This window comes from Tatumella sp. UCD-D_suzukii (genome assembly GCF_000611875.2).
Classification (GTDB): domain Bacteria; phylum Pseudomonadota; class Gammaproteobacteria; order Enterobacterales; family Enterobacteriaceae; genus Tatumella; species Tatumella ptyseos.
Window position 1 is genome coordinate 218391 of record NZ_JFJX01000001.1, and the last position, 17190, is coordinate 235580.

The following is a 17190-nucleotide window of genomic DNA, read 5'->3' on the forward strand; positions in this document are numbered from 1 at the left end:
GCTTGATTCCGCACAGGGTTAATCATTTTTCAGACCCGCGGCAAGCATTACTCCCCGGTCCACTCCCGTAACAGATTATGGTACAGGTGCAGTAACGAAACACTGACTTCCGTGGCCTGTGCGTTTTGCTGCAGTGCGCGGATGTTTTCATCAAGAGAAATCAGCATTGCGCGTTTGCTTTCATCGCGGATCATCGACTGGATCCACATAAAAGAAGCCAGTCGTTCGCCTGACGTGACCGGCGTGACACAATGCAAACTGCCGGAAGGATAGAGCAGCATATCTCCCGCGGGCAACCTGACCCGATGCTCGCCGTAGGTGTCCTTGATCACCAGTTCTCCGCCCTGATAACTGTCCGGGTCAGAGAGAAATAAGGTGGCCGAAATGTCTGTTCTCAGCCAGGCATTCCCTTCACGTCGCACCGCGCCATCCACATGAAAACCATAGGTGCCCCCTTCGCGGTAACGGTTAAACAGCGGGCTGGAAATATTGACCGGCAGGGTCGCTGAGAAAAACTGCGGATGGCTGTTAAGCTTATCCAGCACATAGCGTTGTAATTCCTGCCATTCCTGGCTGGCGGTGTCGACCTGCTGGTTAGATTTTACCTCCGCTCCCAGATGACCGGTGGTGGCCCGGCCATCTATCCAGGGGCTGACGGCCAGCTTGTTACGGACCAGCATAACTTCTTCCGGACTGAGCAGGCCGGAGATTTTTTGCATCATAAACAGGCTCCTGCAAAGATGCCGCAGCCAGGCTGCGGCATGTCGGGGATTAGAAATGAACGTTGGCGGTTAGCATCCAGCTGCGCTCTGCACCCGGGAAGTACCGGTAGCCGCTTTTATTAATGGACGCCACATAATGGGTATTAAAGACGTTATAAACGTTCAGTTGCAGGTCCAGATTACTGTTCACACGGTAACCGGCCATGGCATCGGCGACCCAGTAACTATCGACTTTATCCGGCGTCCCTGCTGCTCCATCAGTCCCGCGGTGCATACTCCCCACATAGCGGGCTCCGGCTCCGGCCAGCAGCTTATCGGTCAACTGATAAGTCGTCCAGGAGGTGAAAGCATGTTTCGGGGTATAACTCAGCGCAGAAGAGCCATCATTGCTGACGGTGCTGCCTTCTTTGACGACGGCATTTTGCAGGGTATACCCCAGCATGACATGCCATTTATCGGTCAGATTACCATTCGCGGTCAGTTCGTAACCCTGAACGCGCTTGCGCCCTGTCTGGACGTAGTCGAGCGTAATCGGGTCCTGAGTCACTTCATTGCGGATATCGGTACGGAACAGGGCACCGCTCAGCAACAGGGTATTATCAAACAGGCTCCACTTGGTACCGACTTCTGCGGTTGCCGTTTTTTGTGGCTGGAAGTCGGTACGGTTCGCACTGTTGCCGCTTCCGCTTTCGGCCAGCTGGAAGTTACTGCCACCCGGAGGTTGCTGTGAAACGCCATAGTTAATATAGACATTCCCCTGCGGGGTCAGATGATAAAGCGCACCGGCTTTCCAGTTAAACAGGTTACCGCTTTTAGCCGTATCCACCGTCGATACCGGGGTACCGCTCGCCACACCTGCCGGACAACTGACAGCACCGCGTCCTGTGCCGCCGCAGACGGATAAGGCGCTATAACGGGTACGGTAACTGTCCAGACGGACACCGCCATTCAGTTCAAACGCTGGCGTGACCTGTAAGGTATCAAAGGCATAGACCCCAAAGGTATCGGTCGTCCCCCGCGCATCGGCTCCGGTCGGTGTCAGCCCGCCAATAGAGACATCGCTGTCAGGATGATAGATATTCACGGCAGGTGCAGTCAGGGATTGCACACCGTAGTTGATCTGAGTTTCACGCGTCACTTCCACCCCGGTGCTGATATCGTGACTTACGTCGCCGGTGTTAAAACGGGAGGTCAGATTGGTCTGGTTAGTGACTATCTTATTCAGAGCATCTTTGGTGTTGATCAGTCTTGCCCAGTCCCAGTCGCCCGCGGAGGCGGACCCATGGGTAGTGATCTGGGTGTTTCCGCCCATAATCGACGTCAGTAAATATTTCTGACGTGTCTCTGACCAGCGGGTGGTATTACGCAGCGTCGTGCTATCGGAAAAGTCATGTTCGAAACGCAGAGTCGCGGTATCACTGTCGGAATGATCAAAATCAGAGTCAGTGCCGTAATAGTTGTGGGTGTTTACTTTCCCGCTCCCGTTCAGGGCCTCAAAGCCTGACGGGGCGGTATAGCCGGGCAGACCGATCGTCGGGATACCGCCATCCGGGGTATTGTTCTGATGCACATGTTCATAGTCCAGATAGAGCCGCGTTGGCGTATCCAGTCCGAAAGCAATGGAGGGGGCAATACCATACTTTTCATGGCTGATATTGTTACGGGTATTACTGTGGCCTTTATCGCCCATCATATTGACACGGAAAGCCGTCGTATCATTAATCATCTGGTTATAGTCGACGGTGGCGCGTCGTTCAGAACCGCTACCATAGCTCACCGATCCTGCGACAGATGTCCCCGGCAGAGGCTGTTTGGAAATCCGGTTAATGGAGCCTGAAGGGGCACTGCGGCCATAATCCGATCCGGAGGCACCTTTAATGACTTCAACACTCTCGGTGTTAAAGGTGTCGCGGGTTGTACTGCTGATATCGCGGATACCGTCCAGATAGATGCTGGACGACGTATCGATACCGCGCATATAAATCGTATCCCCGGTCGAGGTGCTGCCGTTCTCTCCGGCAAAAAATGCACCGGCACCGGCCACGTTTTTCAGGGCGTCGGTCAGGGTCGTGGCGTGTTGTTCCTGCATGACCTGTTGCGGGATGATTGTGACCGTGCGTGTGGTGTCAGCCAGCGGGCGGGTAAATTTAGGGTCAGACAGTGTCTGCGGCAGGTAAAGCGAGGGTAAGGCGCCTTTGACTACCAGAGTCTCGTCCGCCGGAGCCGCGGCTTTTTTTGTACTTGTGGCGACGGGGGCCGGGGCGGTTAACGCGGTCCCGGTGGCTGACATCGCGGGTGCAGACAGGCCGACACACAGACTGGCAAAAACAGTCAGCGTGCCTGAGACAGGGAAAGCAGGTGAAATATTAGGTTCAGGTTTCAAACGAAAAATCTCCTCAAATGTTAAATGTAATGAGAATTATTATCATGATTATTCTCATTATGGCGATTTTCATTTTTCAGGTAAAGGGATGTAAATTAATATTGCTGAAAAGAGGTGAAACTGACAAAAATTGACGAGAAAGCGAACAGAAGATCAAAAAAAGGGGCAGCCATGGCTGCCCCCGGGGAGATGTTTTATCAGATTATTTACGTACCGGAGCCTTACGTGCCGGGGCATCGCCCGCAATATAGTAAGGTGCGGTACTGCGTGGCAGTGGCTGACGACCCCGGATAATATCCGCCATCTTTTCGCCGATCATGATGGTGGTTGCGTTCAGGTTACCTGTAACAATTTCAGGCATGATCGAGGCATCAACGACACGCAGCCCCTGAAGCCCGTGAACACGGCCTTCTGCATCAACAACCGCCATCTCATCGTTACCCATTTTACAGGTTCCGCAAGGGTGGTAAGCCGTTTCCGCATGGTTACGCACAAACTCATCCAGCTGTTCATCGCTCTGGCAGTCCATGCCCGGGCTCAGTTCTTTGCCGCGATATTTATCCAGCGCGGGCTGATTGATAATCTCACGGGTCAGGCGGATACAGTCACGGAATTCCTGCCAGTCCTGCTCATGGGACATATAGTTAAACAGAATCGACGGATGTTCATGAGGATCGCGTGATTTCAGCTGTACACGACCACGGCTCGGTGAACGCATAGATCCGACATGACACTGGAAGCCATGGGCTTCAATGGCATTGGTACCGTTGTAGTTGATCGCGACCGGCAGGAAATGGTACTGGATGTTCGGCCAGGTGAACTCTTCGCGGCTGCGGATAAACCCGCCGGCCTCAAACTGGTTACTGGCACCGATACCGGTACCGTTGAACATCCACTCCGCACCGATTTTTGGCTGATTCCACCATTTCAGTGCCGGATACAGGGATACCGGTTCTTTACATTCATATTGCAGATACATTTCCAGGTGGTCCTGCAGATTTTCCCCGACACCGGGTAAATCATGAACGACCGGAATATTGAATTTTTTCAGCAACTCCGCAGGGCCGACACCGGAGCGTTGCAGGATCTGTGGTGAAGCGATGGCGCCGGCGGACAGCAGCACTTCTTTGCGTGCGGTAGCACGGACAGGGGTTTTGTTATCACCCTGCAGGTATTCCACGGCGATGGCCCGCTTACCTTCGAACAGAATACGATCTGTGGTGGCATGGGTCACAATGGTCAGGTTACTGCGTTGTTTGGCCTGATCCAGATAACCGCGTGCGGTGCTGGAGCGGCGACCGTTTTTGGTCACGGTGCGATCCATCGGACCGAAACCTTCCTGCTGAAAACCATTCAGATCATCCGTCCGCGGGTAACCGGCCTGCACACCGGCTTCAACCATGGCGTCGAATAACGGGTTTTTATCCGCTTTCGGCGTTGCAACACTGACCGGGCCTTCGCCACCGTGATAATCATTCGGGCCGATATCGCGGGTTTCCGCCTTACGGTAGTAGGGCAGGCAGTCCGCATAGGTCCAGTTTTCCAGCCCCGGGGCTTTAGACCAGTTTTCCAGGTCCATCGCGTTACCGCGGATATAGCACATGCCGTTGATCAGCGAGGATCCGCCGAGGCCTTTTCCTCGCCCGCACTCCATGCGGCGATTATTCATATGGGGTTCCGGGTCGGTTTCATAGGCCCAGTTATAGCGCTTACCCTGTAGCGGATAGGCCAGTGCCGCCGGCATCTGAGTCCGGAAATCGGCACGATAGTCGGGGCCGCCCGCTTCCAGCAGTAAGACGTTAACCTTGCTGTCTTCGGTAAGACGAGTGGCCAGTACGTTACCGGCAGAGCCGGCACCGATAACAATATAATCAAATTCCATCATTATTCCTCAGGCTAAGTGTTTAAAATACGGACTGGAAGGTTTCCAGTTCGACCTGAACAGATTTCACCCGGGTATAACTTTGCAGCGTCATTTGTCCGTTTTCACGGCCGATCCCTGAATGTTTATAGCCACCGACCGGCATTTCTGCCGGGGATTCTCCCCAGGTATTGATCCAGCAAATCCCGGCTTCCAGCTGGTGGATAATGCGATGAGCCCGGTTGATTGACGGTGTCACTACACCGGCGGCCAGACCGAAATCGGTATCATTGGCCCGGCGGATGACTTCTTCTTCATCCTCATAAGTCAGGATCGACATCACCGGACCAAAGATCTCTTCACGGACAATTTCCATATCATCGGTGCAATCGGTAAAGACGGTAGGGGCAACCCAGGCACCCTCTGCAAAGCCCGGAGACGTCAGCGCTTCACCCCCGCACAGTAAGGTAGCGCCACTTTCGATACCGGAACGGATGAAACGCAGCACATTATCGCGATGGGCAAAGCTGACCAGCGGTCCGAAGTTAGTGTCCGGCTGCTGCGGATCACCGGCACGGATGCGGGCAACGCGGGTCATGATCTTTTGCTCAAATTCCTTTTTCAGTGCCGACGGAATAAAGACACGGGTACCGTTGGTACAGACCTGACCGGAACTGTAAAAGTTAGCCATCATGGCGATATCGGCGGCCAGATCCAGGTCAGCATCGTCACAAATCACCAGCGGTGATTTTCCGCCCAGTTCCATGGTGACTTCTTTCAGAGTAGAGCCGGCAGCATTGGCCATGACTTTACGGCCACTGACCACGCCTCCGGTAAAGGAGACTTTATCGATCCCCGGATGTTCAGTCAGCGCCTGGCCGGTAATCGCACCGGTGCCCGGCAATACGTTGAAGACGCCATCCGGCACACCGGCTTCAGTATAGATTTCAGCCAGTTTCAGGGCGGTCAGTGGGGTGACTTCACTGGGTTTGAAAATCATGGCATTACCCGCGGCCAGGGCCGGGGCAGATTTCCAGAGTGCAATCTGAATCGGATAGTTCCAGGCACCGATACCGGCAACCACACCCAGGGGTTCACGGCGGGTGTAGGCGAATGAGGTATCACGCAGCGGAATTTGCTGACCTTCAAGCGTGGTGGCCAGGCCGGCATAATATTCCAGTACATCAGCCCCGGTGACGATATCGACGGCCTGTGTTTCGCTCAGGGGTTTCCCGGTATCCAGGGTTTCCAGTGCGGCCAGCTCGTCGTTGCGTTCACGCAACAGATCCACGGCTTTGCGCAGAATACGTGAACGTTCGACAGCCGTCATCGCTGCCCAGATTTTCTGGCCCCGGCGCGCTGCCGCCACTGCAAGTTCCACATCTTCCTGCCCGGCTTCATGGACCGTGGCAAGAACTTCTCCATTGGCGGGGTTCACCGTCTGAAACGTCGAACCGCTCTGTGCGGGCACACTGGCTCCGTTGATGTACAGTAACTGTTCTGCGAATCGTGACATAGTTTATTCTCCGTCAGTTGATTTTTTGTCCGCCAGTTGCTGGCGGATGAATTGGGTGGTGAGCGCTTTCGCTGAGGCTTTATCGAAAGGTTTTCCGCTCAGTGCGGCACGCAGCCACAACCCGTCAATGAGTGCTGATAGCCCATACCCGGCAATTCTGGCCTTGTCCCGGGGCAGTTCACGGCGAAATTCCGAAATCAGTGTCGACAGCAGCCGTTGGCTGCTGGCGACCTGTAAGCGGTGCAGCATCGGCTGATGCATACTGCTGGCCCAGAAATCGAGCCAGGCCTTCATTGCGGCACTGTGTAACTGTGTATCATCAAAGTTACCATCAACGATCGCCGATAAACGAGCACTGGCATCGGCGTCCGGTTGTTGCTTTAACCGGCTGAGGACAGCGGTCCGAAGCTGTGAAGTAATGTCACGCATCGTGGCTTCCAGCAGCCCGTTTTTGTCCCCGAAATAGTGGCTGATGATCCCTGTTGAAACCCCTGCACGTTTCGCTATCTGCGCGATAGTGGCGTAATGCAGCCCGACATCATTGATAGTTTCCAGTGTGGCATCGATAAGCTGACGCCGACGAATGGGTTGCATACCTACTTTAGGCATACCGCTGACTCCCCGACACTTTGTTATGAGGTATTAAATCTTTTTTTGATTGGATGTTCAATATAAAAAAGGAAATTGTTATGATTAGCCGGTCCGGCAGGTATAAGGTCAGGAGAAAAGGCCTGACCTCAGAATAAATAACTGCTTCAGGACATTTTCGCAGAGAATATTTTTAGCCCGTTATGCTGGTGTCTTCTGAGTCTTCCCCGACATAAACGGGCCCGCCTGCAGTCTTACATCGCTCAACCCGGAGGTATTGAATGAATCACCCACCCGCCGAAGGAAAAGACAGAATCAACCCGGTGGTGTTTTACACCTCCGCAGGATTGATCCTGCTGTTTTCGCTGATGACGTTTTTCTTCAGCGAGACTTCAGCCAGGATCATTCAGACGACAGTCAATTGGGTATCCGCCACCTTTGGCTGGTACTACATGCTGGCCGCAACCCTGTATATTGTCTTCGTGCTGTTTATGGCCGTGTCCCGCTTTGGTGCCATTAAACTTGGCCCGGAACACTCGAAACCGGAATTCAGCTTACCGAGCTGGGCTGCCATGCTGTTTGCCGCTGGTATCGGTATTGACCTGATGTTTTTCTCGGTGGCAGAACCGGTCACCCAGTATATGCAGCCCCCGGAAGGGGCAGGGCAGACTCTGGAAGCTGCCAGACAGTCGATGGTCTGGACATTATTCCATTACGGGGTGACGGGCTGGTCGATGTATGCCCTGATGGGCATCGCACTCGGTTACTTCAGTTACCGCTATAACCTGCCTCTGACCATCCGTTCGGCCTTATACCCGATATTCGGTAAGCGGGTGAATGGCCCTATCGGACATACGGTTGATATTGCTGCGGTGGTGGGGACTATTTTCGGGATTGCGACCACTCTGGGCATTGGCGTCGTACAGCTGAACTACGGGCTGAATGTGTTATTTCATATCCCGGACAGCCTGAGCACTAAAGCCGCCCTGATCGTGCTTTCTGTGATCATCGCGACCATTTCAGTGACCTCCGGGGTGGATAAAGGGATCCGCTTACTCTCTGAACTCAATGTCCTGCTGGCACTGGGCTTGATCCTCTTTGTGCTATTTTTTGGCAATACCGAATTTTTACTCAATGCGCTGGTGCTGAATGTCGGTGATTATATTAACCGCTTTATGGGCATGACGCTGAACACCTTTGCCTTTAATCGTCCGACCGAATGGATGAATAACTGGACCCTGTTTTTCTGGGCCTGGTGGGTCGCCTGGTCGCCGTTTGTCGGCCTGTTTCTGGCGCGTATCTCCCGTGGCCGTACCATCCGGGAATTTGTGCTCGGTACCCTGATTATTCCCTTTGCCTTCACGCTGTTATGGCTTTCGGTGTTCGGAAATGCAGCGCTCTACCAGATTATTCACGGTAATCTGAGTTTCGCCAACGATGTAATGCAGCATCCTGAGCGCGGTTTTTATAACCTGCTGGCACAATATCCGGCCTTTACCTTTAGTGCGTCGGTGGCCACCATTACCGGCTTACTGTTTTATGTGACGTCGGCGGATTCGGGGGCACTGGTATTAGGGAACTTCACCTCACGCCTGAAGGATATCAATAGTGATGCGCCTAACTGGATCCGTATTTTCTGGTCGGTCGTCATTGGGGTACTGACTCTGGGGATGCTGATGGCTAACGGGATCTCGGCGCTGCAAAGCACCACCGTGATTATGGGATTACCGTTCAGTTTTGTTATTTTCTTTGTGATGGCAGGGCTGTATAAGTCGCTGAAAGTTGAGGATTATCGCCGTGTCAGTGCCAGCCGTGACACTGCGCCTTATCTGGCCACGGCTCATGACCGCCGTAGCTGGAAAAAACGGCTTTCCCGATTGATGAACTATCCGGGCACAGGGTATACCCGTGAAATGCTTGAGCAGACCTGCTGGCCTGCGATGCAGGAAGTGGCGAAAGAGCTTGAATTACGCGGTGCACAGGTGGCCTCGGAGAACCTGCTGCCGGAAGGAGATGACGATCTGGGGCACCTCTCACTGAAGGTGAACCTGGGTGAAGAGCAAAACTTTGTGTATGAGATCTGGCCGCAGAAATATTCGGTTCCCGGCTTCACCTATCGGGCACGGAGCGGTAAGTCCAGTTACTACCGGCTGGAAACTTTTTTGCTTGAAGGAAGCCAGGGCAACGATTTAATGGACTACAGTAAAGAGCAGGTGATCATTGATATCCTTGATCAATATGAACGCCACCTGAACTTTATCCATTTACACCGGGAAGCGCCTGGAAATCATATCAATTTTCCGCATTTATAAGGGGGATTGACCCGGCAGAGGAACACCCTCTGCCATTATCTGCGGGGCCGGGGAGCGGCCCCGGTCAGCATGTTTCCGGCGTTATCGCATCCTGTGAACTGCACTCAGGGAGATGTAATGCAAAAAATCCTTAATACCTTTCTGCCCCTTTACACCACGACACTTCTGATGCTGCTGGGCTCCGGCCTGCTGACGACCTATGTTTCGTTACGGCTGGCCCATGAAAATGTGAGCGGTACGGTCATCGGTCTGATCACTGCGGCAAACTATGTCGGGCTGGTGGTCGGCGGTAAGATTGGACATAACCTGATTGCCCGCGTGGGACATATCCGCGCCTATGTCGCCTGCGCGGGGATTATTACTGCGTCAGTGATAGGCCATGGGCTGAGTAGTTATGTCCCGGTCTGGATTGTGCTGCGTTTTATCATCGGGTTATGCATGATGAGCCAGTATATGGTTTTGGAAAGCTGGCTGAATGATCAGGCGGAGTCTGATCAGCGTGGCGTTATTTTTGGTTTTTATATGGTGGCGACTTACCTGGGGCTCTCTGCCGGGCAGATTATTCTGTCGCTGGAAACTGGTTTCGGGATGCTACCGCTACTGATAGTCGCCCTCTGTTTTGCCCTGTGTCTGGTCCCTATTGCGCTGACCACCCGAACAAAAGTGCAGCCGATGTCGCCCGCTCCGCTGGAACTGGGGTATTTTCTGAAGAAAATTCCGAAGATCCTGATCATTACGCTGGTCACCGGGATGGTGGTCGGAGCGTTCTATGGTATGGCTCCGGTCTACGCTAACCAGATGGTGCTGTCGACTTCACAGACCGGTACCTTTATGGCGGTCACTATTTTTGCCGGACTGGTGACTCAGTTTCCACTGAGCTGGTTATCCGACCGTTATGATCGCGGACACCTGTTGTTTTTTATTGCGATTTTGTTTCTCATCACCTCGCTGCCGCTGGCGTTCCTGAAACATCTCAGTTTTATCACTATTCTCGGCATCTCCTTTGTCGTCAGTATGATGCAGTTTGCGTTATATCCGCTGGCGGTGGCGATGGCTAATGACCGGATTGTGGCTGAGCGCCGGGTCTCCCTGACCGCGTGCCTGCTGATGTCTTATGGTATCGGAGCCAGTATCGGACCGCTGCTGACCGGTGCAGTGATGCAGCCTCTGGGCGGCAATATGTTATATCTGTTTTTTGCATGTTGTGGTGTGGTCATTATCGGGCTGACCTGGTTCAGATCACCGGTTCCGGTCGCGCTGCAGGAAAGTCAGGTTCCGCACGTTCCGCTGACCGATGGTCTGGTAAGTTCACCACTGGCCGCTGCGTTGAACCCGACGCTGGATGAAGAAGATATTCAGAATACGATGGTCAATACGCCGGAAGACGACGAGACAGAAAATGACACAACAGACGCCCCGGAGGGTGAGAAGGCTGCCGTACAGCCACCGCAGGAAGAGGAGCACCACCGTGAGCCGTGGCCCTGACAGGGGCTTTTAACGGCCTGACCGGCAGCGGCAGACAAAGCATGTCTCTGCGCCGGTCGGACCTGCTAACGGTTATTTTCATCATAGGGAAAATCTGATTTATATCACCCTGTAAAAGTGTCGATTATAATCAACAGAGACTCTTTATGATTGAATTTCGAGGTGAACGTGCTGATATTGAAGCCACAGACGAACCCGGCAGGCAGGGCGGGAGTCACCCTATGATCCACCGTAGTTCCTCTTCAACGCGCCGCAGCTCCCTTTCTTAATTTGTGAGCAACTTCGTTATAAATATTCATTTTTAATCATCATTCACCCGGCGTATGGTGTCTCCATTCTCCCTGACATTGCAGCAAGGATCCCTTATGACTGATTATGCTTTATCTCTGAACCCCACTACCGGTGAAGAAATCGCCCGTTATCCGTTTCAGGACGGCGATGCTATTGAAAGCAGCCTGCAGCGCAGCACTACCGCGCTGAAAGAGTGGCGGGTTACTTCAATGGAAGACCGCGTTGAAGTGTTACGGACACTGGCGGTTCGTCTGCGTGAACGTTGTGATGAACTGGCGGAAATGATGACCCTGGAAATGGGCAAGCCGATCGCGCAGGCGCGTGCTGAAGTGAACAAATGTGCGCAGGTGTGTGAATGGTATGCGGACAATGGCCCGGCGGTACTGGCGGCTCAGCCGACCCAGGTTGAAAATCAGCAAGCCTGGCAGGAATTTCGTCCGCTGGGCGTGATCCTGGCGGTTATGCCGTGGAACTTCCCTTACTGGCAGGTACTGCGCGGAGCCGCCGGAATGCTGCTGGCCGGGAACACCTATGTCCTGAAACATGCGCCGAACGTCATGGGATGTGCATTGTTACTGCAGGATGTGATGAACACCGTGGGCTTCCCGGAAGGGACATTTGAATTACTGAATGTCACGAATGAGGGTGTCTCAGCACTGATCAAAGACCCGCGTGTTGCCGCCGTGGCAGTGACCGGTAGTGTCGGTGCGGGTGCAGCGATTGCTACACAGGCAGGGGCTGCGCTGAAGAAAACGGTGCTGGAACTGGGCGGGTCCGATCCGTTTATTGTGCTGGCCGATGCGGATCTGGATGAAGCGGTGAAAGCAGCCGTCGCGGGTCGTTATCAGAATACCGGACAGGTCTGCATGGCAGCGAAGCGCTTTATTATTGAAGCGCCGGTGGCGGCCGAATTTGAAGCCCGCTTCCTGGCCGCAGTACAGGCGCTGAAAATGGGTGATCCGCTGGATGAAGCGAACTACCTGGGGCCAATGGCACGCTACGATCTGCGTGATGAACTGCATAATCAGGTCGTTGAAACCCTGAAGCAGGGTGCCCGTCTGGTCTGTGGTGGTGAGAAAATCGAAGGTGCCGGTAACTATTATGCGCCGACCATCCTGGCCGATGTCAGCGAGTCAATGACGGCGTTCCGCCAGGAAATCTTTGGTCCTGTGGCGGCGCTGATCACTGCAAAAGATGCCGATCATGCACTGGAACTGGCTAACAACAGTGAATTTGGTCTGAGTGCGACGGTATGGACGGCGGATGAAACCGTGGCGGATCATTTCGCGCTCACTCTGGAAACCGGTGCAGTCTTTATTAACGGTTACGGTGCTTCAGATCCACGGGTGACTATCGGTGGAGTGAAGAAAAGTGGTTATGGCCGTGAGTTAAACCATTTCGGACTGCACGAGTTCTGTAATATTCAGACCGTATGGCGTAACCGCCGTTAATCTGAACAATACCCTGTCTTTTCAGACAGGGTATTTTTTTAGCTATCGCTCTGTGACGCAGGGCGCACACGACAAAGTCCGGCATTGATCAGACATTGTCTCAGCAGATTAAAAGCCGTGAAGATCTGCTGCTCGTTAACACAGGCATATCCCAGTAATAACCCGCGTTTTTTCTGACGTTGCATATAATATTGCGACAATGGCCGCACGCTGACACCTTTACGCAGCGCTTCGCGGGCAATGGCAACATCATCACTTTTATCCGGTAACCTCAGTACCAGATGCAACCCTGCATCATGGTTATAGGGGGGCATAAAGGCTTCGCCAAGATACCGCTGGATAAGCCCCAGCAGAAACCGCCGCCGCTGACTGTAGAGCAGACGCATACGGCGGATATGTGCTGCATAATGGCCCTGGCTGATAAATTCCGATACTGCCCGCTGGATAATTAAATGGCCACCGCGATATAACTCTGCTGCTGCCGTGCGCAGGGGCTGTTGCAGACTTTTTGGGACCACCAGATAACCGATACGCAGTGCAGGATAGAGCGTTTTGCTGAAGGTTCCCATATAAAGTACCGGAGCATCGTCTTCCAGGCCTTGCAGCGAAGGGTACGGGCTTCCCGAAAAACGGAATTCACTGTCGTAATCGTCTTCGATTATCCAGAAATGATGGCGGCGTGCCATTGCCAGCAGGTGTTTCCGGCGACTCAGGCTCAGGTGAACCCCCAGAGGGTACTGGTGGGAAGGGGTCACAAACACCATTTTCGGGGCCGGATGGCGGGCGGTGATCTCGGGGATCATCCCTTCTTCATCGACCGGAACCGGATGCACATCCAGTCCGTTGATCCGCAACAGGTTACGGGTTCCCCAGTAACCCGGTTCCTCTATCCAGACCGGATCATTCTGATCACTCAGTACCCTCGATACCAGATCAACGGCCTGATGGATCCCTTCTGTAATGATTATCTGATCGGCATCGGCACGAATGGAACGGACAACCCGCAGATAATCCGCCAGCGCCTGCCGCAGGTGCGGGCATCCGCCGCCGTTACTGTAGATAAGCTGATCGATTTCCGGCTGCTGATGCAGTTTCGCCTGAATTTTACTCAGTATTTTATGGGGGAATGCCGTCACATCCGGAGCCCCGGGCACAAAAGCACCCCACTGAAACGGGGAGGCGGTGGCATAGCCGAGCAGTGCGGCACCGCGTGACGAAAGGCTGGGGGGCAATGTCTGCGCGGAGTGGGGGAGCTCTGCGGATTTTTCACTGTTCAGGCAGAATTCCGGCAGGGTGGCGGCCACCCGTGTCCCGCTTCCTGTGCGTGAGGTGACATAACCTTCCGCCAGCAAGCTGTCATAGGCAGTCATCACGGTATTACGTGAAACACCCAGTTGTTTTGCTAAATCCCGGGTGGAAGGCAAACGTGTTTCCGGCGGAAAGACACCCTCGATGATGGCCTGCTGTAGGACCCGTAAGACACGCTGATGCAGTCTGCCGTGCTGCTCAAACTGTAAACGTTCCAAAAGGTGGTCGGTGTAGAGTGTCCGCAATTGGCTCCCTCATTTTGATGATGAATGGCTCTGGAAACTACCTCAAATGGCAGGATAAATAAACGGAGTTTATTAATAAAAGTCCATCAGCCAGATTAACGAGGCAGAAACACCATGAGCGATTCTAAAAATACATTAAATCAACGCAAACAAAATGCGCTGCCACGTGGCAATGCTGTCATGTGTGACTGGTATGCCAGCAAAGCCGAAAATGCCACACTCTGGGATACCGAGGGACGTGAAGTTATTGATTTTGCTGGCGGTATCGCTGTACTGAATACCGGGCATCGCCATCCGAAAGTCGTGGCGGCGGTAAAAGAACAGCTCGATAAATTCACGCACACGGCTTTCCAAATTGTGCCTTACGAAAGTTATATCTCTCTGGCTGAACGTATTAACCAGCGTGTTCCGGTGGAAGGCCCGGCAAAAACGGCATTCTTCTCTACCGGTGCAGAAGCGGTAGAAAACGCAGTGAAGATTGCCCGCAGCTATACCGGCCGTCATGGCGTTATCACCTTCGGCGGCGCGTTCCATGGTCGTACCATGATGACAATGGCGATGACCGGAAAAGTGGCACCTTACAAACAGGATTTCGGTCCGATGGTTCCTTCCGTGTTCCACGGGCGTTTCCCGGATGAGAAAGAGATCACTGTTGAGCAGGCCCTGAACAGTCTGGACGATATCTTCCATTATGATATTGCGCCTCATAACGTGGCGGCTATCGTACTGGAGCCGGTACAGGGGGAGGGCGGCTTCCGTGTGGCGCCGAACGCCTTTATGACCGCGCTACGCGAACTGGCAGATAAACATGGCATCCTGCTGATTGCCGATGAAGTACAAACCGGGTTTGCCCGTACCGGTACGCTGTTTGCGATGGAAAACTTCGATGTTAAACCTGACATTATCACGATGGCGAAAAGCCTGGCCGGTGGCTTCCCGCTGTCAGCCGTTGCGGGCCGTGCAGAAGTCATGGATGCCCCGAACCCGGGCGGACTGGGCGGTACCTATGCCGGTAACCCGCTGTCGATTGCAGCAGCACATGCGGTGCTGGATGCCATTGATGAAGAACAACTGTGTCAGCGTTCACAACAACTGGGCGGTGAACTGGTCAGTTGCCTGCAGGAGCTGCAGGCGCGTTGTCCGGCAATCAATGAAGTTCGTGGTCTGGGCTCGATGGTCGCCGTTGAATTCCATCAGGCAGAGGTTGCACGTAAGGTGCAGGCGGCCGCCATGGAAGCCGGTTTACTTCTGCTGACCTGCGGACAAAAAGGTAATGTCATCCGCTTCCTGTACCCTCTGACCATCCCGACCGACCAGTTCCGTCAGGGACTGGCCATTCTGACTCAGGCATTGCAGGAAAACGCGGCCTGATCACGAGAATTTCTCATGGGCTGTCCCGGAGACCGTTCCTCTCCGGGCAGTCTGGTAAAACACTTCCCGATCAACCGCAGGTGACTGGTCCGCCAGGCACTTAGCAAAAAAAATTATACTGAGGGAAAGCTATGAGCGTCACTTCTTCTGCTTCTGATTCATTATCTCCGGGTCTGAAATCCCGTCACATCCGAATGCTCTCGATTGCCGGTGTTATCGGCGCGGGATTATTCGTCGGTTCCGGCCATGCGATTGCTGAAGCCGGGCCTGCTGTGCTGATCGCCTATATCATCGCCGGCGGGCTGGTGGTACTGATTATGCGTATGCTGGCGGAAATGGCCGTCAGCACCCCCGATTCCGGTTCGTTCTCCACTTATGCACAAAAAGCCCTGGGCCGCTGGGCCGGGTTTACTATTGGCTGGTTATACTGGTGGTTCTGGGTGCTGGTGATCCCGCTGGAAGCCAATGCGGCGGCTACCATACTGAATTCGTGGTTCCCGCAGGTCGCTATCTGGCAGTTTACTCTGGTGATCACATTGTTACTGACGGCAAGTAACCTGTTCAGTGTTAAACATTACGGTGAATTTGAATTCTGGCTGGCACTGGTCAAAGTTGTCGCCATTGTGGCTTTCCTGGTACTGGGATGTGTGGCTATTTTTGGTCTGATGCCGGGCAGCCAGGTCAGCGGTATGTCGCACTTATACGATACCGACGGTTTTATGCCTCACGGTTTTGGCGCGGTTCTGGCTGCTATCCTGACCACCATGTTCTCATTTATGGGTACTGAGATTGTCACGATTGCTGCGGCAGAGTCTAAAAACCCGGGCCGTGAAATTTCACGTGCGACTAACTCCGTTATCTGGCGTATCTCGCTGTTCTACCTGTTATCGATTCTGTTTATTGTCTCTCTGGTGCCGTGGAATACCCCGGCGCTGGCCAAAAACGGGTCTTATCAGACGGTGCTGGAACTGATGAATATTCCGCATGCCCGGCTGATTGTCGATATCGTGGTTCTGACCGCGGTGTGTAGCTGCCTGAACTCGGCCCTTTATACCTCGTCACGTATGCTCTATTCACTGGCAACCCGTAAAGATGCTCCTGCGGCGGCAGCTAAAACCAACAAAGGCGGAACCCCGTGGGTGGCTGTATTGTCTTCCACCGCGGCAGCGTTCCTGGCGGTGTTTGCTAACTACTTTGCGCCGGCAGAAGTCTTTGACTTCCTGCTGGCCAGCTCAGGCGCGATTGCCTTGCTGGTGTACCTGGTCATTTCCTGTTCGCATCTGGTCATGCGTAAACGTATGGAAGCACGCGGGGAAGCACTGGATTACAGAATGTGGCTGTTCCCTGGCCTGACCTACGCGGTGATTGTAGTGATCGTGGGTATCCTCTGCTCCATGCTGTTTATGCCTGCCCACCGTAGCGAGATTATTGCGACCGGTATTCTGGCATTATTAGTGGTACTGGCAGGACTGGTTATTCACCGCCGTCAGCGCAATAACCGCAGTCATTCATCGTTACAGGAAAACGGTATCTGATAGCCTTTGCCTGATATGAAGAGCTGATAATAATAAAACCGCAGACAGAGTGACTGCGGTTTTTTTTGAGCTGTACCGGGCTGGCCGACCGCGAATCTGTCCTTTGCGCAGTAACCGTGTTC

The 17190-nt window shown here is 53.7% G+C and carries 11 protein-coding genes; 5 read left to right on the forward strand and 6 right to left on the reverse strand.

Annotation, left to right across the window (positions count from 1 at the left end; genetic code table 11):
- Positions 1–47 precede the first annotated feature (47 nt).
- The 5 genes from CG67_RS01075 to betI form a co-directional block, all read right to left on the reverse strand.
- Positions 48–722, reverse strand: a complete 675-nt coding sequence (locus CG67_RS01075) for a Fe2+-dependent dioxygenase (RefSeq protein WP_025901133.1) — start codon at positions 720–722, stop codon at positions 48–50.
- Positions 723–771: 49 nt separating this feature from the next.
- Entirely contained in the window at positions 772–3087 is a 2316-nt protein-coding gene (locus tag CG67_RS01080) for a catecholate siderophore receptor Fiu (protein ID WP_029989780.1), read from the reverse strand.
- A 220-nt stretch (positions 3088–3307) separates the two neighbouring features.
- The gene (gene betA, locus CG67_RS01085) at positions 3308–4987 is read right to left on the reverse strand and encodes a choline dehydrogenase (RefSeq protein ID WP_025901135.1); all 1680 of its coding nucleotides are present in this window, start codon (positions 4985–4987) and stop codon (positions 3308–3310) included.
- A 22-nt stretch (positions 4988–5009) separates the two neighbouring features.
- The gene (betB, locus tag CG67_RS01090; RefSeq protein WP_025901136.1) at positions 5010–6482 is read right to left on the reverse strand and encodes a betaine-aldehyde dehydrogenase; all 1473 of its coding nucleotides are present in this window, start codon (positions 6480–6482) and stop codon (positions 5010–5012) included.
- 3 nt (positions 6483–6485) lie between these two features.
- Positions 6486–7091, reverse strand: a complete 606-nt coding sequence (gene betI / locus CG67_RS01095; protein WP_025901137.1) for a transcriptional regulator BetI — start codon at positions 7089–7091, stop codon at positions 6486–6488.
- 260 nt (positions 7092–7351) lie between these two features.
- Here betI and CG67_RS01100 point away from each other — a divergent pair, with 260 nt between their 5' ends.
- The 3 genes from CG67_RS01100 (at position 7352) to CG67_RS01110 (ending at position 12609) form a co-directional block, all read left to right on the forward strand.
- Positions 7352–9382 (forward strand): choline transporter, encoded by a 2031-nt coding sequence (locus CG67_RS01100; RefSeq protein WP_025901138.1) that lies wholly within the window; start codon positions 7352–7354, stop codon positions 9380–9382.
- A gap of 117 nt (positions 9383–9499) precedes the next feature.
- Positions 9500–10867 carry an MFS transporter gene (locus tag CG67_RS01105; protein ID WP_025901139.1) on the forward strand — a complete coding sequence of 456 codons (1368 nt, stop codon included), beginning with the start codon at positions 9500–9502 and terminating at the stop codon, positions 10865–10867.
- A 365-nt stretch (positions 10868–11232) separates the two neighbouring features.
- Positions 11233–12609, forward strand: a complete 1377-nt coding sequence (locus tag CG67_RS01110) for an aldehyde dehydrogenase family protein (protein WP_025901140.1) — start codon at positions 11233–11235, stop codon at positions 12607–12609.
- A 38-nt stretch (positions 12610–12647) separates the two neighbouring features.
- On the opposite strand, the gene CG67_RS01115 is transcribed toward CG67_RS01110, so the two are convergent.
- Positions 12648–14162, reverse strand: a complete 1515-nt coding sequence (locus CG67_RS01115; RefSeq protein ID WP_025901141.1) for a PLP-dependent aminotransferase family protein — start codon at positions 14160–14162, stop codon at positions 12648–12650.
- Between the two features lie 114 nt (positions 14163–14276).
- Here CG67_RS01115 and gabT point away from each other — a divergent pair, with 114 nt between their 5' ends.
- On the forward strand, positions 14277–15533 hold the full coding sequence (gene gabT, locus CG67_RS01120) for a 4-aminobutyrate--2-oxoglutarate transaminase (protein WP_025901142.1): 1257 nt from the start codon (positions 14277–14279) through the stop codon (positions 15531–15533).
- Between the two features lie 131 nt (positions 15534–15664).
- Positions 15665–17068, forward strand: a complete 1404-nt coding sequence (gene gabP / locus CG67_RS01125; RefSeq protein ID WP_025901143.1) for a GABA permease — start codon at positions 15665–15667, stop codon at positions 17066–17068.
- Positions 17069–17190: the final 122 nt, after the last annotated feature.